The 24232-nt window shown below is 63.3% G+C and carries 21 protein-coding genes and 3 tRNA genes; 9 read left to right on the forward strand and 15 right to left on the reverse strand.

Going from position 1 to position 24232, the window contains the following annotated elements; genetic code table 11:
- The first annotated feature begins 25 nt into the window (after positions 1–25).
- On the forward strand, positions 26–1657 hold the full coding sequence (locus tag PF049_06655) for a lysine--tRNA ligase (protein WBY17814.1): 1632 nt from the start codon (positions 26–28) through the stop codon (positions 1655–1657).
- A 15-nt stretch (positions 1658–1672) separates the two neighbouring features.
- Here the strand turns inward: PF049_06655 and PF049_06660 are convergent, their stop codons facing one another.
- Positions 1673–2344 (reverse strand): 2OG-Fe(II) oxygenase, encoded by a 672-nt coding sequence (locus tag PF049_06660; GenBank protein WBY17815.1) that lies wholly within the window; start codon positions 2342–2344, stop codon positions 1673–1675.
- Between the two features lie 129 nt (positions 2345–2473).
- A complete protein-coding gene (locus PF049_06665) occupies positions 2474–3442 on the reverse strand; it encodes an RcnB family protein (GenBank protein ID WBY17816.1) in 969 nt (322 codons plus the stop codon).
- A gap of 175 nt (positions 3443–3617) precedes the next feature.
- On the opposite strand from PF049_06665, the gene PF049_06670 reads away from it, so the two are divergent.
- Positions 3618–4199, forward strand: a complete 582-nt coding sequence (locus PF049_06670) for a pyridoxamine 5'-phosphate oxidase family protein (GenBank protein ID WBY17817.1) — start codon at positions 3618–3620, stop codon at positions 4197–4199.
- A 244-nt stretch (positions 4200–4443) separates the two neighbouring features.
- Positions 4444–5304, forward strand: a complete 861-nt coding sequence (locus PF049_06675) for an OmpA family protein (GenBank protein ID WBY17818.1) — start codon at positions 4444–4446, stop codon at positions 5302–5304.
- A gap of 51 nt (positions 5305–5355) precedes the next feature.
- Here PF049_06675 and PF049_06680 read toward each other — a convergent pair whose 3' ends face one another.
- Together PF049_06680 and ettA are read right to left on the reverse strand one after the other, a co-directional pair.
- Complete coding sequence (locus PF049_06680; protein WBY17819.1) at positions 5356–6636, reverse strand: MASE1 domain-containing protein; 1281 nt, start codon at positions 6634–6636, stop codon at positions 5356–5358.
- Between the two features lie 159 nt (positions 6637–6795).
- On the reverse strand, positions 6796–8472 hold the full coding sequence (gene ettA / locus PF049_06685) for an energy-dependent translational throttle protein EttA (GenBank protein ID WBY17820.1): 1677 nt from the start codon (positions 8470–8472) through the stop codon (positions 6796–6798).
- Positions 8473–8588: 116 nt separating this feature from the next.
- Between ettA and PF049_06690 the strand changes: the two genes are divergently transcribed.
- Both PF049_06690 and PF049_06695 read left to right on the forward strand, forming a co-directional pair.
- Positions 8589–10013 (forward strand): M28 family peptidase, encoded by a 1425-nt coding sequence (locus PF049_06690; protein WBY17821.1) that lies wholly within the window; start codon positions 8589–8591, stop codon positions 10011–10013.
- An 81-nt stretch (positions 10014–10094) separates the two neighbouring features.
- On the forward strand, positions 10095–11312 hold the full coding sequence (locus PF049_06695) for a GGDEF domain-containing protein (GenBank protein WBY17822.1): 1218 nt from the start codon (positions 10095–10097) through the stop codon (positions 11310–11312).
- Between the two features lie 2 nt (positions 11313–11314).
- On the opposite strand, the gene PF049_06700 is transcribed toward PF049_06695, so the two are convergent.
- The 5 genes from PF049_06700 to PF049_06720 form a co-directional block, all read right to left on the reverse strand.
- Positions 11315–12661 (reverse strand): MATE family efflux transporter, encoded by a 1347-nt coding sequence (locus PF049_06700; protein ID WBY17823.1) that lies wholly within the window; start codon positions 12659–12661, stop codon positions 11315–11317.
- An 88-nt stretch (positions 12662–12749) separates the two neighbouring features.
- Positions 12750–12826 (reverse strand) — tRNA-Pro (locus tag PF049_06705).
- A 49-nt stretch (positions 12827–12875) separates the two neighbouring features.
- Positions 12876–12952 (reverse strand) — tRNA-Ile (locus PF049_06710).
- A 53-nt stretch (positions 12953–13005) separates the two neighbouring features.
- Positions 13006–14052 (reverse strand): polysaccharide deacetylase family protein, encoded by a 1047-nt coding sequence (locus PF049_06715; GenBank protein WBY17870.1) that lies wholly within the window; start codon positions 14050–14052, stop codon positions 13006–13008.
- A 60-nt stretch (positions 14053–14112) separates the two neighbouring features.
- Positions 14113–15903, reverse strand: a complete 1791-nt coding sequence (locus PF049_06720; protein WBY17824.1) for a histidine kinase dimerization/phospho-acceptor domain-containing protein — start codon at positions 15901–15903, stop codon at positions 14113–14115.
- A 246-nt stretch (positions 15904–16149) separates the two neighbouring features.
- Between PF049_06720 and PF049_06725 the strand changes: the two genes are divergently transcribed.
- A complete protein-coding gene (locus PF049_06725) occupies positions 16150–16614 on the forward strand; it encodes an Lrp/AsnC family transcriptional regulator (protein WBY17825.1) in 465 nt (154 codons plus the stop codon).
- Between the two features lie 19 nt (positions 16615–16633).
- Here PF049_06725 and accC read toward each other — a convergent pair whose 3' ends face one another.
- From accC to PF049_06750, 5 genes are all read right to left on the reverse strand, one after another.
- Positions 16634–17983, reverse strand: coding sequence for an acetyl-CoA carboxylase biotin carboxylase subunit (gene accC, locus PF049_06730; GenBank protein ID WBY17826.1), 1350 nt, complete (start codon positions 17981–17983; stop codon positions 16634–16636).
- A gap of 11 nt (positions 17984–17994) precedes the next feature.
- Entirely contained in the window at positions 17995–18498 is a 504-nt protein-coding gene (gene accB / locus PF049_06735) for an acetyl-CoA carboxylase biotin carboxyl carrier protein (GenBank protein ID WBY17827.1), read from the reverse strand.
- A gap of 94 nt (positions 18499–18592) precedes the next feature.
- Positions 18593–19027 carry a 3-dehydroquinate dehydratase gene (locus PF049_06740; GenBank protein ID WBY17828.1) on the reverse strand — a complete coding sequence of 145 codons (435 nt, stop codon included), beginning with the start codon at positions 19025–19027 and terminating at the stop codon, positions 18593–18595.
- Positions 19028–19183: 156 nt separating this feature from the next.
- On the reverse strand, positions 19184–19597 hold the full coding sequence (locus PF049_06745; GenBank protein WBY17829.1) for a holin family protein: 414 nt from the start codon (positions 19595–19597) through the stop codon (positions 19184–19186).
- Positions 19598–19726: 129 nt separating this feature from the next.
- A tRNA-Pro gene (locus PF049_06750) sits at positions 19727–19803 on the reverse strand.
- 262 nt (positions 19804–20065) lie between these two features.
- Between PF049_06750 and yajC the strand changes: the two genes are divergently transcribed.
- From yajC to secF, 3 genes are read left to right on the forward strand one after another with little or no spacing between them, the layout of a single operon-like run.
- Positions 20066–20389, forward strand: coding sequence for a preprotein translocase subunit YajC (gene yajC / locus PF049_06755; protein ID WBY17830.1), 324 nt, complete (start codon positions 20066–20068; stop codon positions 20387–20389).
- A gap of 16 nt (positions 20390–20405) precedes the next feature.
- Positions 20406–22004 (forward strand): protein translocase subunit SecD, encoded by a 1599-nt coding sequence (secD, locus tag PF049_06760; protein WBY17831.1) that lies wholly within the window; start codon positions 20406–20408, stop codon positions 22002–22004.
- 12 nt (positions 22005–22016) lie between these two features.
- Complete coding sequence (secF, locus tag PF049_06765; protein ID WBY17832.1) at positions 22017–23000, forward strand: protein translocase subunit SecF; 984 nt, start codon at positions 22017–22019, stop codon at positions 22998–23000.
- Positions 23001–23019: 19 nt separating this feature from the next.
- Here secF and PF049_06770 read toward each other — a convergent pair whose 3' ends face one another.
- A complete protein-coding gene (locus PF049_06770) occupies positions 23020–24225 on the reverse strand; it encodes a glycosyltransferase (GenBank protein WBY17833.1) in 1206 nt (401 codons plus the stop codon).
- Between the last annotated feature and the right edge of the window lie 7 nt (positions 24226–24232).

The raw sequence follows: 24232 nt of genomic DNA on the forward strand, positions 1-24232 counted from the left end.
GGCGCAGCATGGCATGGCTCGCCCCATGAGTATGCAAGACCTGATCGACGCCGCACGTTCTTCCAAGGCCTGGCCGTTCCAGGAGGCGCAGCGCCTCCTGAAACGCTATCCGGAGGGAACGAAGGCCGACGGTTCGCCGATCGTCTTCGAAACGGGTTACGGACCCAGCGGCCTGCCGCATATCGGCACGTTCCAGGAAGTGCTTCGCACCACTCTGGTCCGCCGCGCTTTCGAGGCGCTGATCGGCGCACGGCCGGAGGACGGGAAGACCCGCCTGATCGCCTTCAGCGACGACATGGACGGTTTTCGCAAGGTCCCGGAAAACCTGCCGAACAAGGAAATGCTCGCCGCGAACCTGCACAAGCCGCTGAGCCGCATTCCCGATCCGTTCGATGCGGGGCATGAAAGCTTCGCCCATCACAACAATGCAAAGCTGCGCGAATTCCTCGACCAATTCGGTTTCGAATACGAGTTCATCGCGTCGAGCACGGTCTACAATTCGGGCGGGTTCGACGATGCCTTGCGCAATGTCCTCGCCAACAACCAGGCCATTCTCGACATCATGCTGCCCACCCTCCGGGCAGAACGCGCCGCGACCTATTCGCCGATCATGCCGATCAGCCCGTCGACCGGCCATGTGCTGCAGGTCCCGGTCGAGGTTGTGGATGCGCAGGAAGGCACTATCCGCTTCACCGACGAGGACGGAGCGGTCGTCGAACAGTCTGCGCTGGGCGGCATGGCCAAGCTGCAGTGGAAGGTGGATTTCGCCATGCGCTGGGTCGCGCTGGGCGTCGATTACGAGATGTACGGCAAGGACCTGACCGACACGGGCATCCAGTCCGGCAAGATCGCCAGGGTGCTGGGCGGGCGCAAGCCGGAAGGACTGATCTACGAGCTGTTCCTCGACGAGAATGGTGAGAAGATCAGCAAGTCCAAGGGCAACGGCCTGACCATCGAGCAGTGGCTCGATTACGGCTCGCCCGAGAGCCTCGGCTTCTACATCTTCCCCAATCCGAAAAGCGCCAAGCAGCTGCATGGCGGCGTGATCCCGCGGGCGGTGGACGATTACTGGGCTTTCCGCGAAAGACTGGCGGAGCAGCCGCTCGACAAGCAACTGGGCAACCCCGCATGGCACTTGCTGCGCGCGAATGGCGGTTTTGAAGGGACCGAGGCGCCCGGTGCCGGCGACAGCCTGCCGGTGACATTCGCATTGCTGCTGAACCTGGTCGGGGTGCTGGGCGCGGAGGCGGACAAGTCGCAGGTCTGGTCCTATCTTGCGAACTACGTCCCCGATGCCGATCCTGGGCGTCATCCGCGGCTGGACCAGCTGATTGACAATGCGCTGGCCTATAACCGCGATTTCATCGCCCCGACGCTGAACCGCCGTTCCCCGAACGAAACGGAAGCGGCCGCGCTGGAAGAGCTGGACCGGGAGCTTGCCGAAGCGCCTGCCGACATCAATGCCGAGGATCTACAGACCAAGGTATACGAGATAGGGAAGTCGGAGACCTATGGTTTCGAGAACCTGCGCGACTGGTTCGCTGCTCTGTACCAGATCCTGCTGGGGGCAGATCAGGGACCGCGCATGGGCAGCTTCATCAAGCTGTACGGGATCGACAACACCCGCAAGCTGATAGAGCGGGCGCTGGGCCGGTAAGCCTTCTGCAGGGCGTCATGCCCATTTGCGCACGCGGTACCACCGCGTGATGACATATTTCTCGCCCGCCTCGACCGGGGTGCCTGCATGAAGCGTGTCTTCATTGGGCGTTCCGTCGGGCGAGTGGTTGTTCCACATCAGCAGCACGCCCGGCTTCGGCCCGATATCAATGCCGACATTGGTGAAATTGGTCGCGCCCCCGGCCTCGACTTCGTTCAGGAACATCATCGCGGTCCAGCTGCGCTGTCCGCCGCGCTTGCGTTCGGCCTTCCAGTATTCTTCGGTCGGGTAGAAGAAGTCGTGATGCGGCTTGAACTGCTGGCCTTTCAGGTAACGCTGTCCCTGCATCCGTTCGCCCAGTTCGCCCGGCAGGCCCATCAGGTCATCGATGCGGCGCGAGATTCCTCGCACGAAAGGGTCGTTACTGTCGAAATTGCCTGAATAGGAGGTGCGAAACCCTTCGACATAGGCGCTTTCGTGGAGGCGACTGGGCTGGGCGACGAGGTCGATGAGCTCTCGCAGACGTGCGCATTCGCTTTCCGACAGGAAGTCGCCGATCGCGTAGATCTCCGCGAGGTCGGTCGGAACACGGTAAACCTTTGGGTCGGCATCCAGCCGGTTGCGAACGGTCTTGCCGATGCGGGCGAGGGCATCCTGGTCGGGCGGGCTGGTTGTCGCGGTCGTCATGATAGCGTCAATCCTAACGCGGCTGTTGCTGCGGGCAAGATACACCTGACCGGCATTATGGCCTGGAAAGGAAAAGGCCCCCGCGCAGTATGAACCGGCGGGGGCCTTGCAGTCTATTTTCCGGCAAACTTACCAGAAGAAGTCGTAGATGACGTCGACGGTCTGGCCGGTATAGATGTTCACCAGCAGCACGTCGTCGTAATACCGGACCCAGCGATAGGGGCCGTATACCTGTGGCAGGCGATAGGACCAGGGATCGTTGATCCAGTAGCGGCTGCCATAGAAGCCCGCGTCGAGGAAGAACCCGATATTGATCCTGCTGTACCGGTAATTGCGGTATGGTGCGTAATACCGGCCAAGACGGAAAAGACTGCGGTTCGAATAGCGATAGCGGTTCCAGTCGTAGCGGCGGTCGTGACGCCAGCGGGTGTTCCACCTGCGATAGTCGCCGCCACGATAGTCCCGGCGCGCCTGCCGGTAACCGGACCGGTAACCATCACGGCGTAAGTCCCGGCTATCGTAGCGGTCGCCGCGGCGCGCATCGCGGTGGCCTTCACGGTAGCCATCGCGGCGGATGCGGCGGTTCTCTACCCGGTCGCGCCGGCGTTCTTCGACACGGCCATCGCGGCGACCGGCCTGGTAAGCACCGCGCCTGATGGTGCGGTTCTCCGTCCGGTCGGTGCGGCGATCGACCCGGCGTTCTGCCCTGCGTTCGGCCCGGTCACGCGTCTGCGCCCGAGCTGGCTGGGCCTGCTCTTGCGCCATGCGCGGACGCTCGGTCCGCTCTCGACGGACACGCTGTGTCTGCTCGGCAGAACGCTGTGCTGCAATCTGGCGCTGGACATCCCGCCGCGACTGGGTTTGCCGGCTTTCGGTTCGGCGGTTCTGCCGTGCCTGCTGGCGGTTTGCCTGGCGTCGTTCTGCGCGGGCCTGTCCGCGATTGCCGCGGTTCTGCCTTGCATTGTCCCCGCCGCCACGCTGGCGATCGGCGCGCTGCTCGGCCTCTGCCGCTTCTGCCTGTGCGGGCACGGCCGCGAAAGCCATGGCCGCAGCCAATGCGGTGAGCCCGCTCGCTTCTAACAGTTTCTGGATAGTCACCTTTCGGTTCCCCTTGTGCTGAGCCGCGCCCACCCTGTTGCGGCGTTTTCGATACACAGGTGATACAAAGAAGTCGGTGAGCCAATTCTGAACAAGGGGTTACGGCTCTTGTTCAGGTTCAGGCGCGGTTTCCTGAACTCTTGACAGCGGATGGCGGTTCGGGCGGGAGGTGTTGATGCTCGAAACTCTCGATGAAGTCCGCAATGATTTGGCGAGCCGTCTAACCGTCGCGGCGCAGGATCGCCGATCGCAGCTGCATACGACCTATGTCGCTACAGCGAATGCCGATGTCCGCACGATGGTTCTACGCGCATTCGATCCGGTGACTTGGACGCTCCGGTTCCACACAGACACGCGCGCACCGAAAGTCGCGGTCATCGAGAACGACCCTCGCATCGGGGTCTTGCTCTACGACAAGCCGGGCAAGCTACAACTCCGCCTGACAGGTACGGGCGATGTTCTGCGCGGCGGGCCCATTGCGGACGCTGCGTGGGCGGAAAGCAACAATTTCGCGCGCCGCTGTTACCTGGGCGAGGGGCCCGGCGCTTCAAGCGATGCGCCGACCAGCGGTTTGCCCGAGCAATTCGAAGGTACGGAACCGGATGACGAGGCGCTGCGACCTGCGCGCGCCAATTTCGCTGTCCTGCTGGTGAAGCTGGCCTCCCTCGACTGGTTCACCCTTGCGCATACAGGCCATCGGCGCGCGCGATTCGAGAGGCAAGGGGATGGCTGGCAAGGCCATTGGGTCGCCCCCTGAACTGGATCTTGTTGCAGTAAAACCGGCCGCCAAAGGCTCGCTTCATCCCGGAACCCGCACCGGCGAACCATCGATCATGCGTAATGCGGCGCGCAGTTCACCTGACCGAAAGGTTGGCGGCGACAGCCCTGCGCAACGTTTCGCGGTGGCTGTGGGCCGCCCGGAGATGGGGGCGCAACGGGGAGTTGCGGCCGCTCATCCCTTGTGGGTGGGATGGCCGAATGATTGAAAGGACGAAGGTATCATGCAGAACCATCTCATCGCCGCAAAGGGCCTGATCCTCGCCGGTATGCTGGCCGTACCGGCAGCAGGCCTCTCGGCGCAGCAGGCGGAGGCGACCGGGGACGACGTCCTCACCACCGTTTACGGAGAAGCGCCGGTCGAAGGCCCCAAGGTGGAAGGCGTTATCACCGCACGCCGCGACAATCTGTTGCAGGTCACGGCGCGTGACGGTTCGCGGTCCACCATCGCCATCAACGAGGAGACGGATATTCGCGGCAAGGGCGGGTTTCTTGGCCTTGGCCGAACGGCGCTGGATCGGTCCGCGCTCTTGAACGGACTGCCCGTGTCGATCGAAACGATGCAGGCCGGCGGAACGCTGTATGCCAGCCGGGTCCGCCTCAGCAATGACGACCTCGAAATGGCGGAGATGATCCAGGCCGGCACGGCTCAGGGTTTCGCCGAACAGACCGCCGCGACCGAGGCTCTGCGCGGACGGGTCGGCGACATCGACAATTACAACATTCGCGGCACGACCAACGTCTATTTCGATACCGATGACTGGAAGCTGGGCGAGCAGGACCGCCTGAAGCTGTGCGAAGCGGCAAGGCAGGCAGACGCGATGGACAATGCGCTGCTCCTGGTCGTCGGCTACACCGATGCCGATGGCAGCCAGGACTACAACCAGCTCCTCAGCGAACGCCGGGCGGGCCGGGTGGTCAATACCCTGCAGCAGAATTGCGGATGGAAGCCGTGGCGTATGCTGACGCCGACCGGCATGGCGGAGGCCGATCCAGCAGCCGACAACACGACCGAATACGGCAAGGCGCAGAACCGCCGCGTCGCCGTGAATATCCTCGTGAGCAAGGCGACCGAGGGTCTTTGATGATCCGATGGTATCGGGCGGGGCGCGTGGCGTCCTGCCCGGTGCTCTCTTTCAGGCGACGTCCGGCGTCTGGGGGTCGGCGAAACGCGAGGCGAAGCTGTAGCCATCGGTGACGTCGCGCATGGTGCCGATCAATTCGCAGATTTCTCCCTCCTCGTCATACCCGGCCTCCGTTCGCCCTTCGATCTTGCGAACGCTCCCGTCGGGGCGGACGAGGCGCGCTTCGAAATTCGATGGCAGGCCGGTCCGCAGGATCGTCTCGATTGCGCCGTTCACGCGCTCCCGGTCGTTCTCGTGATAGCATTCCAGTACGGAAGCGAGGCCGCGCGTCCGTTCCGGCTTTCGCCCGGTAATGTCGCGTGCGGTCACGGACCATTCAACCAGGTCATCGGCCTTGCGGTAATGGAAGTGGCCGAAACGCACGATCCGCTCCGCCTCTTCCAGCTTGCGCTTGTCGTGGGTGATCTGGAACAGGTCCTTGCGATGGCGGGCAAGAAGAGCGGCCAGGGGGAAAACCGAAAGCAACAGCGCGACGAGGTAGAGCTGGAAATACAGCACCTGCTCCTCGACCGTGCCGAAAAACAGGCTGACCGGACCGCGGTCCAGAACGGTCAGGATCGATCCCACGGCTGTCACCGCCAGGATCGCGATGGCGGTTCCGCGCAGGCCGTGCATCAGGGTCGCAAAGAGTACCGCCACCATCGGCAGGAACAGGAGCGGGTAATCGGCCTGTCCGAAGGCGATTACCGTGCAGCCCCCCACGAGCAGGACGGTCCAGATCCAGAGCGAGCTCTGCCCGCCGGCCCCCGCATGACCCGGGCGCAGCAGGAACAGGATGACCGGCGTAACGATCAGCATGCCAAGGGCGACGGTGCTGGCCCAGGATAGGAAGAACGGGATGTCCAGCTTGCCCGACAGGACTGCCGCCATGGTGGCACTGGCCAGGGATGCCGCGATGGCCGTCACACCGAAGATGGCGAGGGAGGCCGGGTTTTCGAAGGTCCGCCTGTTCACCCCGAGCCGGTTCATCAGGGTGTATCCCAGCATCCCTTCGGCAAGATTGGCGATGGTGAACCCTGTCGCGGCAAGCAGGCCGACTTCGCCCCAGAGATTGGCGGCCAGTGATGCGGCAGCGGTCCCGCCGATAAGCCAGATTCGGCTCGCCGGTCGAGCAATCAGCAATCCGGCAAGGAAGATACCGCTGGGCGGCCAGACGGCGGCAATCCCGTCCATGCCGCTCGTCAGTTCGAGCGCAGCGACGGCAAATGCCAGCCAGCCGATCGTGAATGCGGCAACCAGCCATGGTTGCACCCGGTCCGAATCTTTCTGCACGCTATTGCCCCCCTGTGGCATCGGGTCATGCCAGACCCGATATGAGCGTGATTTGAACGGGCCGCCGGGTCCCCTTTCCCGGCCGCGCGGAAATCGATGGCGGAGCGCGGTTACGGGCCGTGCCCGAAGCGCGCTCCGCCAGTTTCTCTCAAGCCTGCGTCAGCGCGTCAGCTTCTTGTAGGCGAGACGCGTCGGCCGGTCGGCCGCATCGCCCAGGCGGCGGCGCTTGTCTTCCTCGTACGCCTCGAAATTGCCTTCGAACCATTCGACATGGCTGTTGCCTTCGAATGCCAGGATATGGGTCGCCAGGCGGTCGAGGAAGAAGCGGTCATGCGAGATGACCACGGCGCAGCCGGCGAAGTTCTCGATCGCGTCTTCCAGTGCGCGCAGGGTTTCCACGTCGAGGTCGTTGGTCGGTTCGTCCAGCAGCAGGACGTTGCCGCCTTCCTTCAGCATCTTGGCCATGTGGACGCGGTTACGCTCACCGCCCGACAGCTTGCCGACGTTCTTCTGCTGGTCCTGCCCCTTGAAGTTGAAGGCACCGACATAGGCACGTGTGCTCATGTCGTGGCCGTTGACCTTCATGTAATCGAGCCCGTCGGAGATTTCTTCCCAGACATTGTTGCTCGGCGTCAGGTCGTCGCGGCTCTGGTCGACATAACCCAGGTGCACGGTGTCGCCGATCTTGATCGAGCCGCTGTCGGGTTCTTCCTGACCGGTGATGATCTTGAACAGGGTCGATTTGCCGGCGCCGTTCGGGCCGATGATGCCGACGATGCCGCCCGGCGGGAGCGTGAAGCTGAGGTCTTCGAACAGCAGCTTGTCGCCGAAGCTCTTCGAGATGCCGTGCGCCTCGATCACCTGGCTGCCGAGGCGTTCGGGCACCTGAATCACGATCTGTGCCTTGCCCGGCCTGCGATCCGCCTGGGCCTCCTGCAATTGTTCGAACTTGCGCAGGCGCGCCTTCGATTTCGTCTGGCGGCCCTTCGGGTTCTGGCGGATCCACTCCAGTTCCTCGTTGAGAGCCTTCTGGCGACCGGAATCCTCGCGCTCTTCCTGCGCCAGGCGCTTGGCCTTCTTGTCGAGATAGGTCGAGTAATTCCCCTCGTAGGGGTAGTACGACCCGCGATCGAGTTCCAGGATCCAGCCCACGACATTGTCGAGGAAGTAGCGGTCATGGGTAATCATCAGGACCGCGCCCGCATATTCCTTCAGGTGGTTTTCCAGCCAGGTGACGGATTCCGCGTCGAGGTGGTTGGTCGGTTCGTCCAGCAGCAGGATGCCGGGCTTCTGGATCAGCAGGCGGGTCAGGGCGACGCGGCGTTTCTCACCGCCCGAAAGATTGCCGACATCGGCGTCGGACGGCGGGCAGCGCAATGCCTCCATCGCGATCTCAAGCTGGTTGTCGAGCGTCCAGCCATCGACGGCGTCGATCTCTTCCTGCAGCGTGCCCATTTCGGTCATCAGGTCGTCGAAATCGTCGCGGTCCGGATCGCCCATCAGGCCCGTGATCTCGTTGAAGCGATCGACCTTGTCGGCGATGTCGCGCGCGCCGTCCTTGACGTTTTCCAGCACCGTCTTGCTCTCGTCGAGCTGCGGTTCCTGCGGCAGGTAGCCCACGGTGATGTTCTCGCCGGGCCATGCTTCCCCGGCGAAATCGGTGTCGATGCCCGCCATGATCTTCATAAGGGTCGACTTGCCCGCACCGTTGGGGCCGACGATGCCGATCTTCGCACCCTGATAGAATTGCAGGTTGATATCCTTCAGCACCGGCTTCGGGGCACCGGGAAAAGTCTTGGTCATGTTCTTCATGACATAGGCGTATTGCGCGGCCATCGGGGTCGTCCTTCAGATCGGTCGTATGCGAATGGAATGTGTGGCGCCCAGATAGGCGCGCGGGCCCCCTTGGGCAAGCTGGACTTGGGAAGCGCACGCCCCTAGCAATGCCGGCCATGAAAAAGACCATGTTCGCGCTCGCCGCCCTGCCGCTTCTCGCCACGACCACGACCGCTCATGCGGACGACCACCTGACCGGCGATGCCTTGGCAGCCGCAGCGGACAAGGCGCTGACGGATGATACGCTGGCCTGGGCTTTCGTCGAAGGGATCACGACCGAAGTCGGTCCGCGGCAGGCAGGGACCGAGGCGGAAAAGCGCGGGCGCGACTGGGCCGTCGCCTGGCTGCGTGCCAACGGCTTCGCCAATGTTGTCGACGAACCGTTCCAGATGGAAACATGGGTACCGGGCGAGCTGCACCGCGCGGAAATCGTCAGCCCTTTCCCGCAGCCCCTGGTGATCCAGCCCCTTGGCGGCAGCGCATCGACCGGGCCGGACGGCATCGTTGCAGAAGTCGTCGAGTTCGAGAACGTTGCCGCATTGGCTGCGGCCCCCGAGGGAAGCCTGCAGGGCAAGATCGCCTACATCTCGCATTCCATGACGCCGACGCAGGACGGGTCGCAATACGGCTTTGCCGGCCCGGCGCGGTGGATCGGTGCCGGTCTCGCCAAGAGCAAGGGCGCGATTGCCACGGTCATCAAGTCCGTGGGGACCGACTATCATCGCAACCCCCATGTCGGGGGCACGACCTTCCGCAATCCGGACGGATCGAGCGATGTCGGCCGTGCGGTTCCGACGCCAGCCGGCGCGCTCAGCCTGCCGGACGCTGCCAATCTGGAACGCATGTTCGACCGCGCAAACGGGCGTCCCATCACGATGAAGCTGACCCTGACGCCGCGTCATCTCGGCACGACGACCAGCGGCAATGTCGTTGGCGAGATCTTAGGCCGTGATCCCTCGCTTCCGCCGGTCCTTGTCGCCTGTCATATCGACAGCTGGTGGAACGCGCCCGGCGCCTTCGACGACGGGGCAGGCTGCGGCATCGTTGCGGCGGCCGCGCGGAATGTGGGCGAGGCGGGCCAGCCCCTACGCACCATCCGGGTCCTGATGGCCGGGGCTGAGGAGGTCGGCCTGTTCGGCAGTGTCGCCTATAGCGAGGCGCATATCGACGAGAAAATCGGTGTCGGGCTGGAAAGCGATTTCGGGGCCGACCGCATCTGGCGTTTCGAAAGCAATTTCCGGGATACCAATCCCGACCTGCACGCCCGGCTCGCGGCCTCCGTCGCCCGCTTCGGTGTTGCGGACAGCACGATCAAAGCGAGCGGCGGTGCGGACATCAATATCAGCCGCGACCAGGGCGGAGCGATTATCGATCTGCAGCAGGATGGAACGCGCTATTTCGACCTCCATCACACGCCGGACGATACGCTGGACAAGATCGATCCCGTCCAACTGCGCCAGAACGTCGCGGTCTGGACGCAGGTCGTCGGCATCCTCGCCAACGAAGTGGAACCGATTGAGGGCGCGCCCGAAATCGACTGATTTCCCTCGGGGAGTTGCCCCCATCTCAACCGGGTTTTAACTATTGCGACCTACTCCCTGCGACGAGAGGGGGTAGACCACGTGCAGCAACAAATCATGGGGCTGATAAATCCGGCGATTGCGCTGGTGTTTGCCTCGCTGTTCCTGTTGCTCTGGATGTGCGACAAGTCGCGCCGTCACGTGGCGTTCTTTGCTGGCGGCTATGCCATGCTTGCAGGCGGCTTCCTGACCTTTCATTTCGTGTCCGACCCGTCTGCGCGTTTGCCGATCCTGCTGATGCACGTGTTCTATTCAACATCGTGCAGCCTTCTGGCGGCCGGGGCGGCCCGGAGGGTCGGGCAGCATATGGAGCCCGCCTATTTCGTGATCATCGGAGTTGTCAGCTCGATCCTGATGATTGCGTCCACCTATGGTCTCAATCAAAATCCGCGGCTGTATGTCGCAAACTCGGCCTATGGCCTGATCTTCATCCTCGGTGCGCATGCCATGGGCCTCGCCGCGCGGCGGGACTTGGTGGACCGGGCGATTTTCTGGCTGTTTGCATTTATTGCAGCGCAGTTTTTCATCCGGCCGGCCGCGACCTTCATTCTCGAGGAAACGATTACCGCACAGGAATACAGGGATTCGGTCTATTATGCGGTGATGGTCATCGCGGTGGCCGTTTTCTCGCTTATCTTGGCGCTTACCTTGCTTGCGTCGACCATCCTGGACCAGCTCGACCTGGAGCGGAAGACTGCGGATACCGACCTGCTGACCGGCCTGCAAAGCCGCCGTGCATTCGAACAGGATGCGCTTGCCATGCTCGCCCGGTCGAAGGCGCGGGACAAGCCGGTGGCGCTGATCGTGGCGGACCTCGACCATTTCAAGAAGGTCAACGATATCTGGGGACACCAGGTGGGGGACAACGCCATCGCCGTGTTCGGCCAGCTGATCCGTTCGACAATCCGCGAAACGGACATTGCGGGACGCGTTGGGGGCGAGGAATTCTGCATCGCGGTCTGGAATTGCAGCGGCAGCGCTGCGGCCCGGCTGGCAGAGCGCATCCGCATCGCGCTGACGCGTGCAGAGATCGACGGACTGCCGGACGATATCCACCTGACGGCCAGTTTCGGCGTCGCGGCATTCAGCGGCGACGATGGTTATGGCCGGTTGTTCGGCCGGGCCGATGCTGCCCTCTACAAGGCGAAGGACGCAGGTCGCAATACGGTCCAGCATGACGGGGAGGGCGAGCCCGAACTCGATACCCTGCCGGTCAAACGACCGTTTCAGGGGTCTGCATCGATCCGGGCAGCCGCCTGACCTCAGGTTTTCGCAAGCTCGCCGAAGCTGGCAGCCATCTGCCCGGGCATCAGAACCACCTGCAACGCGGCTCTTACGCCGAGGAAAAGCGTGAAGCTGAACCATAGCCCCGCATTGCCCCAGCCCCACGTCACCCAGAGGGAAACGGCGAAGACCAGCGCCGCTCCCACCATCGTTACGAGCAGGGCGCGGGTCCAGCTGGCGCCTACGTAAACGCCATCGAATACGAATCCGGCGACGCCCGCGAAGGGGATGATTGTAAGCCACCAGCCGCTTTTCTGCGCGATGTCACGCACGCGGTCCGTCGCTGCAAAGCTGGCGAGGATCGGATCGGCCAGCAGAAGAAATCCGAGCGAGACAACTGCCGCCGCCGCGAACCCGCGAAGAAGGATTGCCTTGATGTATCTCTTGAACCCCTTCCGGTCCCGGGCTCCCATGCGCTCACCATTGAGGACCTGCGCTGCATTCTCGAAACCGTCCAGAAGCAGCGCGGTGAAGACGAAGAGCTGATACAGGATGCCGTTGGCAGCCAGCATCGCCGGGCCGCGCTCAGCGCTGAGCCGGGTCAGGGCGGCAAGGGCAATCATCAGGATGACCGTGCGCAGGAAGAGATCGCGATTTGTGCTCAGGAAAGGCGCAAGCGTGCGCCAGCTCATGGATGCGCCCGTCGTGGCTATCGTGCGGAAATTCGCGAGGACCGGGCCGCGAAACACGAATGCAGTCACTGCGGCAAGCTTCACGTATTCCGCGACGAAGCTGGACCATCCGATGCCCTCTATCCCCATGTCCAGACGCAGGACGAACAGCAGGCCCAGCGCGATGTTCAGAACATTGTACGCCACTTCGAACAGCAGCACGGCCGTCATCTGGCGGCGTCCGACGAGGAAGCCGATCAGTGCGAGATTCGCCATGACCGCAGGCGCGGTCCAGTATCGGATATCGGCATAGATGCGCGCCGCTTCCAGCACGTCTGCCCGGGCACCGAGCGCGGAGAGGAGGGCAGGCAGGATCACCGGTTTGAACAGCAGCAGCAGGCCGGCAATCACCAGACCGACGAACAGTCCGCGAACCAGCATGGCCACCTGCGCTTCCTCACCGGCGCGCGTTCCTTCTTGCGCGACAAGGCCGGTCGTCCCGGTCTTGAGGAAGTTCATGACCGTGAAGAGTACGGCGAACAGACGTGCGCCGATATCGACCGCGCCTTGCGTTGCGGCATCTTCCAGCCTTCCTACGATCCACATGTCGCCAATGCCGATCAGCGCGGTGGCGACATTGGTCACCATGGCCGGAAGCGCGATCGCCCATATGGCGCGGTTGTCGATCAGGGCAGGGGGAGAAATGCGGCTCACGCGGGCAGCGGTAAACGCCTGCGGCGTCGACGCAACCCGACTTGCAAGCAGACAGCGACGTCGGTGTGGAATTGGTGAGTGGCGGAAGTGGTCGGGGAGACAGGATTCGAACCTGCGACCCTCTGTTCCCAAAACAGATGCGCTACCAGGCTGCGCCACTCCCCGACATCTTCCGCCGTCCGTCCCGGTCGATCTGGCCGGTCGATCTGGGCTCTGGTGGGCCCGGCAGGACTCGAACCCGCGACCTAGCCGTTATGAGCGGCCAGCTCTAACCAACTGAGCTACAGGCCCCTACCAGGACAAGGAAGGCGCGTCGGTAAGGGCGCGCCTTCGGTTTGCGCCGCCTAGCGATGCTTGGGCCGCGCTGCAAGCAGTCTCTCGTCCTGTGATGCGACCTGCGCATTTTCCAGAGAGACCATTTCCATGATCTCGGCGACCGTCGTGTTCTGCACGCCGCGCTGGCCCAGATAGGCATAGACCTCGCGAAACCAGTCGTAGAGCGAGTCGACACTGCGTTCGCTGATTACATAGGGCGTGTGGCCCGGGGCCAGCGAGGGGCTATGGAAAGACAGCACCAGAAGAGGGAGATCGTCGTCGAGCGCCATGTCGATCCCTCGCAACGCTTCTTCGGCCGATACCCCTTCCGGAGTGAGCGGAATCTTTTCGAGCAGGCCCAGACGCGATGCCATGCCGCCCAGAAAGGGGACGGAGCCGAGCAAAGGCTCCAGCATCGCGCCCTGTTTCCGCAGCAGGCCCCAATACACCGTCGTCAGCGGCAATTCGAGAATGCGGCGATCGCCGCCGATCCAGTACGGACGCAAGGGATGGCGGCTGTAATCCGCGCCGCCATCGGCGCGGTAGTCGAAATTGGACCGGACCGATGTATCCACGGCCACGCCCTGCTCGGCCAGCAACTGGGCCGTTTGCGGGCCCAGCCCGTATCGACCGGCACGGTAAACCAGGGGCGTAACGCCGAAATCCTGCTCGATCGCCTCGCGCAGCCGAACGAATTTACGCCGCTCCAACTGCGGCGATAGATTGCCGGCGTAGCTGTTGTGCTGGTTCACTTCCTCGTCGTGCGGAGGATTGACCCATGGGTGCAGCTGTATGCCGATCTCTGCCGTGCCGCGACGGGCAGCATCTCCCAGAACTTCCCGGGCGATGGGCGAATGTGCAATCGGCCAATCGACCAGGTAAACCGGACTGACGCCCAGATTTTCGCTGAATTCCTGGAAAGAGCGCAAGTGACGCACATGCTCCAGCCCGTGTTCGGTCGCGCTGAAGGGCTTACCCCAGTCGAACTCTTCTTCCGTGTCCACCGTCAGCAGCACCCGCCGGCCGAAACCGTCGGCGAACCGTGCCATGCCAGCAGCGGGAGGCGGATCCAGCATGTTCGTCACACGAGTTCCGATCCGCGCCGGATTGATCGATAGACGGGCAGACGGGCGGCGCTACCCACTTGCCCCTTGTGCGCTGCCGGAATCGCTAGGTTCGGCGCGCGGCGCGGTCAAGCGGGGCAGGGTAAGGATGATTCGCGCGTCCACCCTTGCAAGGTCGCCGCCTGCAGCGCGGGCCTCGGCCCTGGCGAGCCTCAGCGCGATCCCCTGGCCGAACGCCCCCGCGCTGGCAGCTCCGGGCGTGCCGGTTCGCCCGGCTGCAAAGATATCGTCCAGCTTTGCCATGGATGCGGGCAAGGCAAACTCCATCCTGCTGTGATGCCTGTCGCCGACCAGCGTCACCTGCGATGTCTCGCCCGGTGTCAGGCCCGCAGCCAACGATGCGAGGATGCGCCAGATGATCCCTTCCAAATCGTCGCGTGTCAGGGCGACATCGATGGTTTCCGGCAGGTCGAGCTGGAACCCGGCACCGCGCGGCTCCAGGATCGCGCTCAGCCGCTGGCTGACCGCCGCGACCACCCCCGACTGGTCCGCCACGCCGTTTTCCAGTTCCATCGCGCCGGCTTCGAGTTTTGCCAGCCGGTCGAGCTCGTCGAAGCCCGCCAGCATGCGTGCGCTGTCGCCTGCAATGGCTGCCGCGAGGGCGCGATATTCATGGGGCACGGGCCCGAACAATTGCTGCTGGATCAGCTCGGCAAAGCCCTGGATCGCGTTGACCGGGGTGCGAAGCTCGTGGAGCATCTGCCGCACATGGCTGTTCGCATCGGCAGCCTCGCCCGAAGTTTGCTGGCCGTCCATTGCGATGCGACGCATACGGCCTGCATGACCGATGAAACGACCGTCGTCTGTTGTGAATTGAGGCGCGGAATCGCACAGCCACTTGCCGGTAATGATCGGCGCCCCGCCAAGCGTTGCAGTCGCGCTACGAAGCGGGCGATGCTGCACGAATGCTTTCCGGTCGGGCGTACCCAGCATGGGGGCGATCGCCATGTGCACCAGGGATGGGGCAACCTGCGGATCGGCCCAGTCGATGCGTCCCACGGCGTCGGTGGTAAATGCGAAGCCCAGAACAGTTGGCTCGCCGAAATTGGCCTCGTCACCCAGCGGCAGGGTGGGGGCACCTATACCCGGCTGTGCGTTGGCGAGCGGGGCGGCGCCCTGTTTGCGCGTCCGCTCCTTCTGGAATGCCTCGATCCGCTCGACCAGAGTGCCGATCGATGTGCCGCTGCGCCGCTTCGGCGTTCCGCTTTCGCCCGTTTCCTGATGCTCTAGCGCGTCGTTCGCTGGACGCGGCATGACAAGGCGAGAAGGCGTGCGTCCATTGCCGGGGCGCGGGGCCGGGTTCTCACTGTCCGATGCCGCTCCGGAACTCTCGGGCTCTTCTCCCTGCGAAGCATCGGCCTCGGGAACCGGCAATCCGCGGTCGCTTATGCCGAGCCGGTCGAGCAGCCGCATGGCCGCAGGTGGCAAATCGTTGCGCAGGCGCAGGAACCCGCGGGCGCGGATCGGCAAGCGGGGGATCAACGCTTCCCAGTCATCCTCCCGAAGCTGCGCAGTGGCGAGCGCTGCGGCCGCAACGGCAGGTTCGTCCTCTGCAAAATGGGCTGCCAATTCGGGGTTGTGGAAACGAAGCCCCGGATCGCGGATCATCGCCGCCCGCGCCCGTGCCGGGATCGTTTCGCCAAGGGCCGCCAATCGGAGCCATGCGGCCGCACGCAGGCTTCCGTCGGCTCCCCGCTGCCGCCGCCCCAAGAGGTCCAGCAATTGCCGGAACTGGGTCTGCTTCGCACGATCGCCTGCGGCGCGGTGGCGCAGCACTGTGGCAAGGCGATCATCGAACAGCATATTCGGGAAATTCTCCGGAAAAATCAGTGAGCCACTTCGGGCCTAATGGCACGGCTGGAACCCCTACCCACAAAGGAAGCTTTCGTGCCGCAAATGGCAGGCGCGTTGCAAATCGGGACAATTGCTGGCAGAAAAAATAATCTTGTTGAAAAGTGCCGGATTCCGGTGTTTCGTTTCGCGGAACTAGCGGAAAATTGGCCTAGGGTGCAGGTCCGCGCAGTGGGCAAACAGGGCAGGGAAAATTCAATGGCGAATCTCGATGATATCGACATGCGCTTGCTTGCAGAATTGCAGGACGAGGGCCGGATCACGAATGTCGAACTGGCGCAGCGCGTCGGCCTGACGGCGCCGCCATGTCTTCGCCGTGTGCGCGCACTGGAAGAGGGCGGAGTGATACGCGGCTATCATGCCGAGCTCGATCCCTCGCGGCTCGGTTTTGCACTCACCGTCTTCGCCATGGTCAGCCTGAAGAGCCAGGCCGAAGGCGACCTGCGCGAATTCGAGCAGGCGATGCACGCCCTGCCGGAAGTTCGCGAAGTTCACATGCTCAATGGCGAGATCGATTTCATCCTGAAGATCGTGAGCAACGACCTGCAGAGTTTCCAGGAATTCCTGACCAGCAAGCTGACGCCCGCACCCAATGTCGCCAGTGTCAAAACGTCCCTGACAATCCGTACCAGCAAGCTGGAGCCGGGTGTGCCTCTTGGCTGACCAGGCTTGGAAAACGCGCTCAATCCGAGCGCGTTTCCAGCCATTCCTCAAGCCACTTGATCGAATAGTCGCCTGCCAGCACATCGTCCTGCCTGATCAGTTCCTGATGCAGCGGGATCGAGGTTTTCACGCCTTCGACGACCATTTCTTCCAGCGCCCGGCGCAGCCGCATGATGCATTTCTCACGGCTGCGGCCATAAACGATCAGCTTGGCGATCATCGAGTCGTAGTAAGGCGGAATGCGATACCCGGCATAGAGGCCGCTATCGACGCGCACATGCATTCCGCCAGCTGCGTGATACGCCGTCACTTCACCCGGTGAGGGGGCGAAGGTGAAGGGATCTTCGGCGTTGATGCGGCATTCGATGGCATGGCCGCTGAAGGTGACTTCCGACTGGGTCACGGAAAGAGGCTTGCCGGCCGCAATACGGATCTGTTCGCGCACGAGGTCGATCCCGGTGATCATCTCGGTCACCGGATGCTCGACCTGCAGCCGCGTGTTCATTTCGATGAAATAGAACTCGCCGTCTTCCCACAGGAATTCGATCGTACCGGCCCCGCGATAGCCCATGTCGGACATCGCCTTGGAACAGATTTCACCCATCCGGTGACGGTCCTCGCTCGAAAGAACCGGGGAGGGTGCCTCTTCCAGAACTTTCTGGTGCCGCCGCTGCAACGAACAATCACGTTCGCCGAGATGGATGGCTTTTCCTTCGCCATCGCCGAAAACCTGGAATTCGATGTGCCGCGGATTGCCGAGATATTTCTCGATATAGACCGTGGCGTCGCCGAATGCCGATTTCGCCTCGCTCCCGGCCTGTTTCATGAGCGTTTCGAGCGTGTCTTCGCTCTCGCACACCTTCATTCCGCGCCCGCCGCCGCCGCTGGCCGCCTTGATGATGACCGGATAGCCGATTTCGGCTGCGATCCGGCGTGCGTCCTCGATGTCCGATACCGCACCGTCGCTGCCGGGAACCAGCGGCAGGCCTAGAGCGCCCGCGGTACGCTTCGCCTCGACCTTGTCACCCATCGTGCGGATGTGCTCGGGCTTCGGCCCGATCCATTTGATGTCGTGCGCTTCCACGATTTCCGCGAATTTCGCATTCTCGGACAAGAAGCCGTAGCCGGGATGGATCGCATCGCACTGCGCGACTTCGGCGGCGGAAATGATCGCAGCGACATTGAGGTAACTGTCGGTCGCAGGCGGCGGCCCAATGCAGACGGCATGGTTGGCCAGCCGGACATGCATCGCGTCGGCATCGGCAGTGGAATGCACGGCGACCGTCTCGATGCCCATTTCTTGTGCGGCGCGGTGGATGCGCAGCGCAATCTCGCCGCGATTGGCAATCAGGATGCGGGTAATTGGCACGCGAAACCGCCTTACGAGATCACGACGAGCGGCTGGCCGAATTCGACCGGCTGCGCATTGTCGACGAGGATTTTCGACACTGTACCTGCACGATCGGCAGCGATCGGGTTCATGACCTTCATCGCCTCCACGATCAGGATGGTGTCGCCTTCCTTCACGGCATCGCCGACCTTCACGAAAGGCGCAGCGCCGGGCTCTGCAGCCAGGTATGCGGTGCCGACCATGGGGGAGGTCATCGCGTCGGCATCGGCAGCAGCGTTGTCGTCCGCGGCCACGGGTGCGGCTGCTGGAGAGGCGGCCGGCGCAGTGGCCGGAGCGGCTGCCGCGACCGGTGCCGGTGCAGCGGCGGCAGGGGCAGCGGTCATCTGCCGCGCAACCCGGACCTTGCGATCGCCGTCTTCCACCTCGATCTCTGTCAGACCCGTGTCGCCCAGCATTTCCGCCAGTTCGCGAACGAGCTTCGTGTCGACATTCATTCCGGACTTGCGCCCTGCATTTGCCTTGCTTTCGGCCATTGTTTTCCCGTTATTTGCCAGACCGCGACCTATGGGCAGGTGCGCGCTCTCTGGCAAGGGGGCAGAGCCATCCCGCTCTGCAAACGCGGCGGTCTCAGAGCTGCGATGCGCGTTTCAACCCTTCGGTGTAGGAGCCCGGTCCCATGCCCTGGACCGTATCGACGCAGGCTTCGCCGATATAGGAAACGTGGCGGAAATCCTCGCGCGTGCGGGGATCGGACAGGTGAATTTCGATGACCGGCACAGCGATCGCCTTGGCCGCGTCGAGCAGAGCAATGGAGGTGTGGGTGTAGGCAGCGGCGTTCACGAGGACCGCCTTCGCCCGTGCCGCGTGTGCCTCGTGAAGCCAGTCGACGAGGTCGCCCTCATGGTTGCTCTGGCGAAAGACGATTTCGAGCTCGAGCACCTCGGCCAGCTCGAGGCATTGCGCCTCGATCTCCGCCAGGGTGGTCGACCCGTAAATTTCCGGCTCGCGCGTGCCGAGAAGGTTGAGGTTGGGGCCGTTGAGGATGAAAACCGTGCTGCTCATGACTGTCCGCATAAGGCGTCATGCAGGCGGCTGCCAAATATCTTGTCGCGAAAAAGTGCCCCGCCCGGTTGGGGGCGGGCGGGGCAAAGTCCAGCTTGGGTCGCTGGCGTGCCTATGATCCGGAGATTGCCGCCTGCACATATCCCATATGGGACATCAGGCATCGACGCCTTTCACTTTTCCCCATTGCCGCGCCGCGGTGTAGCCGAGATAACCGGTACCGAAGAGCGCGAAGAGCGGTTCGGGAAGCCCGCCGAGATAGGCGTTCATGCCATCCGCGATCGCATGGGCCGTGTCCGGGTTGAAAGCTGCCAGCACGCCCATGGGCAGGGCGGCAAGAATGATGGCGTACATTACGTAGAGAAAGCTCGGCCGCGCCCGGCTGGTCCATGGATCGCGGGATTGTGCCTCGGCGACGATGGCCGACAGCCGGGCCTCGATCGCTTTCAGTTCGTGACTGCCTTCGAGTTTGAGCAGTTCCAGTTTAGCCTTCGTCCGGGCTTCCTTGTCCGGAATGATGCGGTCGATGATGCTGGCGATCGGGCCGATGAGCGATTCGATGAGTGGCATGGGTCGTCTCCGGAAATTGGAAACGCGCCACGTAACCATATTGGTTCGTGTAGGACAGATTTTTCTGCCGTGACGATCCGCCGCCCGCAGGCAGGTTCGCATTGTCTGTCATGGAGGAGGGGAAACCACTGGTCGGGACGACTGGATTCGAACCAGCGACCCCTACACCCCCAGTATAGTGCGCTACCAGACTGCGCCACGTCCCGATCAGTGGAAGCCGCGCCTATAGTGTCGGCTTCCGGCAGAGGCAAGCGCAGTTCTTGGCCGTCCGGCATTCGGATGCCGCCGGGCAGGGTAGCGGGATGCTTTCACGGTGCCGCTGCGTGCGTGTATTCCCGCTAATCCTATTCATTGCCCCGCCATCGCAATGTTGCTAGGCGCTGCGCCTTGATACGCGGAACGGGCTGCAAGCGCCCGTCCGGCGATACAAACCAGTTGTTTCGAACCGAACCAGGTACCGGATTTCTCATGCTCGACATTCTTACTGCCGCGGCCAGCGCCGAAGCGCCGCCCGCCTGGGTCCAGTTCCTGCCGCTCATCGGCATGGGCCTCATCTTCTGGTTCCTGATCATTCGTCCGCAGATGAAGCGGCAGAAGGAGCACCAGGAAAAAGTCGCCGGCATCAAGAAGGGTGACAAGGTGGTGACCGCAGGCGGTCTGGTGGGCAAGGTCGTCAAGGTGGACGACGATTATGCCGAGCTCGACCTGGGCGGCGGAACGCGCGTGAAAGCCGTGAAGGCAACGATCGGCGACGTGATCCCGCCAGCCGGTGCGAAACCGGCCAACGACTGATCGGGGCAAGGCGACAATGCTCGAATTTCCGCGCTGGAAAAAGGTCTGGCTCTGGGGCCTGACACTGGTGGCCTGCCTCGCGGCGCTGCCTTCCCTGCTGTCTTCGACCAGCACCGGCTGGCCAGAGGCGCTGCCCGATCCCACCGTCAATCTTGGTCTCGACCTTGCAGGCGGTAGCCATATCCTTCTCGAGGCCGAGCCTGACCAGGTTGCAGCGCAGCGGCTGGAAAACATGGAAGAGGGCGTTCGCAGCGCCCTGCGCGACGCAGAACCGCGCATCCGTATCGGCGATGTCTCGACCGGAGACGGGCATCTCTCCTTCATGCTGGAAGATTCCGGCGAAATCGACCGCACCCGCGAACTGCTGACCCCGCTTATGAACGGCGAGGGTCTGGTTCAGGAGTGGGAATTGAGCGTCGTCGATTCCTCGCGCGTGGTTCTCACCCAGACCGAAGCCGGGCTGGAAACCGCCATCACGCAGGCAATGGACAGCGCGACCGAAGTCGTCCGCAAGCGTATCGACGAACTGGGCACGCGCGAGCCGACGATCATCCGCCAGGGCGACACCCGGATCGTGGTGCAGGTCCCGGGCCTACAGGATCCGGACCAGCTCAAGGACCTGCTGGGCCAGACCGCCCAGCTCGAATTCAAGCTGGTCGACCAGTCCGCCCTGCCGAGCGATGTCCAGCAGGGCATTGCGCCCCCGGGCAGCCAGATTTTCCCCTATGCGGCAGGGACGCCGTTCGAAGGGCAGTCCATCGCGGTGCGTCGGCTCGGCGGTATCCAGGGCGACAACCTGATCAACGCGCAGGCCGGGGTCGACCAGCAGAACCAGCAGGACGTGGTGAACATCACTTTCGACCAGCAGGGCGGCCAGCGGTTCGCGCAGCTGACCACGCAGAACGTGAACAAGCCGTTCGCCATCATCCTCGATGGCGAGGTTCTCTCTGCCCCGAACATCAACGAACCGATCCTGGGCGGCAGCGCGCAGATTTCGGGTAGCTTCACCGCGGAAACGGCAAACCAGCTGGCGATTTCGCTTCGTTCTGGCGCGCTGCCTGTCGATCTCGCCGTGGTCGAGGAACGCACGGTCGGCCCCGATCTCGGCGCCGACTCCATCCGCCGCGGCCTGATCGCCATGTCGCTGGGCTCGCTGCTGGTGGTGGGACTTATGATCGCGACTTATGGCCGCTTCGGTGTCTACGCGACGGCAGCTCTGGTGCTGAACGTGCTGATGATCCTCGGCATCATGGCGATCCTCAACACCACGCTGACCTTGCCGGGGATCGCGGGCTTCGTCCTGACGATCGGCGCGGCGGTCGATGCCAATGTGCTGATCAACGAACGCATCCGGGAGGAACGTCGCCGGGGGCGGCGTGTCGTCGCCGCGGTCGAGACCGGGTACAAGGAAGCGAGCCGGGCGATCTACGACGCCAACGTCACCAACTTCATTGCCGGCGTGCTGCTGTTCCTTTTCGGCAGCGGTCCGATCCGCGGCTTTGCCGTGGTTCTGATCATCGGCCTGTTCACGTCCGTCTTCACCGCCGTCGTGCTGACCCGCATGTGGGTCGCGGGATGGCTTCGGGCCAAGCGCCCGTCAGAGCTGCATATCTAGGGAGCGCGGCCGATGAAACTTCTCAAACTCGTTCCCGACGACACCAATATCCGTTTCCTGAAATGGCGGATTCCCTTCTACGTAGTCAGCCTCTTGCTGATCGCGGCAAGCTGGGGCCTGGTGATGACCAAGGGCCTGAATTACGGCGTCGATTTCGCCGGTGGCCAGGAAATCCGCGCGACCTTCGTCGGCGAGGCCGAGGCACCGATCCCGGAAATTCGCCAGTCGCTGGTCGCGATCGATGAAATCGGCGACCCGGTGGTGCAGCGCTTCGGCGCGCCGAACGAAGTCTCGATCCGCGTAAAGCTGCCGCCGGAAGCGGAGGGCGACAAGGAATTCGCCGACCGTCTGACCCGTGAAATCACCGATACGCTGAGAGAGGACCATCCCAACGTCCGCGTTGACGGCGTCGATTCCGTTTCCGGCAAGGTTTCGGGCGAATTCCGCTCTGCTGCAATATGGGCCCTGCTGGCGGCGATGGTCGCCATCGCGATCTATATCTGGATTCGTTTCGAATGGCAGTTCGGTGTTGGCGCATTGTTCGCGCTGGCGCACGACGTTTCCCTGACGCTGGGGATGTTCGCCCTGTTCCAGATGGAGTTCAGCCTCCAGATCATCGCCGCGATCCTGGCGATCATCGGCTACTCGCTGAACGACACCATCGTCGTCTACGACCGCATCCGCGAGAACCTAAAGAAGTTTCGCAAGATGCCGATGGCGGAACTGCTCGACCTCTCCGTGAACGAGACGCTCGCACGAACCGTCATGACGTCGCTGACCCTGCTCGTGGCCTTGCTGCCGCTGCTGTTTTACGGGCCAGCCAGCCTGTTCGGCCTCGTTGCCGCCATCGTCCTCGGCCTGTTCGTGGGCACATACAGCTCGGTCTACATGGCAGCGCCGATCCTCATCTGGCTCGGTGTGTCGAGCGACAGCTTCGTTCCCCGAGAAACCGAGGCGGACAGGCAGGAAAAGGTCGCGCGCGGCGAAACCGCCTGACCGGCTGGCCGGGAGGCGCTCAGACGCTCCCGGCCGCGCCTTCTCCCTCCGCAACCAGGCGATCGAAATATTCGCCCAACATGCGCCCATTGACGCGCCAGTCGAAACGGTCCGCCATGGCTGCGGTCCTCTGACGATCTGCGGGACGGTCCAGAACCTTCCGCACGCCCGAGGCGATCGACGCCGCGTCGCGCTCGACAATCGTTCCGGCGGCGGGATCGGTCACGACTTCGCGGGCCCCGCCTGCATCGGCAATCACGATCGGTGTGCCGCACGCCAGCGCCTCGACCCATGCATTCGCCAGACCCTCGCTGGCTGAGGGCAAGACCATCACGTCCGCGGCGGACAGGACGAGAGGCAGCATCTTGTGGTCCAGCAGGCCCAGGAAATGCACCCGGTCGGCCAAACCGCCTTCCGTCGCCAGCGCTTTCAGTGCGGCCTCGTCCTCGCCTTTGCCAACCAGCAGCAACCGTGCACCGGGCAGGTCTCTCAGAGCCTCTATGACGAGCGCCTGTCCTTTGCGCTCGATCAGCGCGCCGACTGTTGCCAGAATTGGAGCGTCGCCTTGCAGGTCCACGCCAAGCTTGCCCGCCAGCCGTTCCCGCAGCTTTTTATGGTTGAGTGGCCGGAACAGGTCGCGGTCGAGGCCCGTGTAATGGATCGTGGTCTTCCCTGACGGGAGGCCGATCGCGGCCATGTCCTGCGCCAGAGCCTCGCAAACCGACAGCAGCCCGGCAGCTTCATCGGCGGCTTCGCGCATCATCCGATTGGCGTAGGATTTCGCGCCCCAGTAATGAATATCGGCGCCGCGCGCCTTGATGGAAAAGGGCAGTCGCAGCTCCTTCGCGATGTGTGCAGCGGCCGGTCCGTCTGGGTAGAAGAACTGCGCATCGACCATATCGAACGGCACCTCCGCATGAAGTTTGCGGACCAGCGGCAGGATGCTGCGCGCGATCAGGCGCGGATTTATCCGTCCCCCCAGCTTCGGCAGGAGCGGGAAGGTGGGCCTGTGAACCATCACCCCGTGCTCCATCCCGCCGCGGGCAGCATAGCGAAACTCGCGGTAATGTCCGAAGCGGATCGGCGGCAGGCCGATCGGGTTGATGACCGTCACATCCCATTGTGTCTCGCGCTGCAGGGCCTCGAGAGAGCGGGCGACAAAGGTTCCGAAGCGGGGGCGGGCCGCGTTGGGATACAGCGTCGAGATCGAGAGGACACGTTTCACAGGCTGC

Source organism: Erythrobacteraceae bacterium WH01K (assembly GCA_027941995.1).
Classification (GTDB): domain Bacteria; phylum Pseudomonadota; class Alphaproteobacteria; order Sphingomonadales; family Sphingomonadaceae; genus CAJXSN01.

Coding starts and splice junctions, on each gene's coding strand:
- PF049_06655 (WBY17814.1), top strand. CDS start 26: ATGAGTATGCAAGACCTGATCGACGCCGCACGTTCTTCCAAGGCCTGG.
- PF049_06660 (WBY17815.1), bottom strand. CDS start 2,344: ATGACGACCGCGACAACCAGCCCGCCCGACCAGGATGCCCTCGCCCGC.
- PF049_06670 (WBY17817.1), top strand. CDS start 3,618: ATGCTCGAAACTCTCGATGAAGTCCGCAATGATTTGGCGAGCCGTCTA.
- PF049_06675 (WBY17818.1), top strand. CDS start 4,444: ATGCAGAACCATCTCATCGCCGCAAAGGGCCTGATCCTCGCCGGTATG.
- ettA (WBY17820.1), bottom strand. CDS start 8,472: ATGGCCGCGCAATACGCCTATGTCATGAAGAACATGACCAAGACTTTT.
- PF049_06690 (WBY17821.1), top strand. CDS start 8,589: ATGAAAAAGACCATGTTCGCGCTCGCCGCCCTGCCGCTTCTCGCCACG.
- PF049_06715 (WBY17870.1), bottom strand. CDS start 14,052: ATGCTGGATCCGCCTCCCGCTGCTGGCATGGCACGGTTCGCCGACGGT.
- PF049_06720 (WBY17824.1), bottom strand. CDS start 15,903: ATGCTGTTCGATGATCGCCTTGCCACAGTGCTGCGCCACCGCGCCGCA.
- PF049_06725 (WBY17825.1), top strand. CDS start 16,150: ATGGCGAATCTCGATGATATCGACATGCGCTTGCTTGCAGAATTGCAG.
- accB (WBY17827.1), bottom strand. CDS start 18,498: ATGGCCGAAAGCAAGGCAAATGCAGGGCGCAAGTCCGGAATGAATGTC.
- PF049_06740 (WBY17828.1), bottom strand. CDS start 19,027: ATGAGCAGCACGGTTTTCATCCTCAACGGCCCCAACCTCAACCTTCTC.
- PF049_06745 (WBY17829.1), bottom strand. CDS start 19,597: ATGCCACTCATCGAATCGCTCATCGGCCCGATCGCCAGCATCATCGAC.
- yajC (WBY17830.1), top strand. CDS start 20,066: ATGCTCGACATTCTTACTGCCGCGGCCAGCGCCGAAGCGCCGCCCGCC.
- secD (WBY17831.1), top strand. CDS start 20,406: ATGCTCGAATTTCCGCGCTGGAAAAAGGTCTGGCTCTGGGGCCTGACA.
- secF (WBY17832.1), top strand. CDS start 22,017: ATGAAACTTCTCAAACTCGTTCCCGACGACACCAATATCCGTTTCCTG.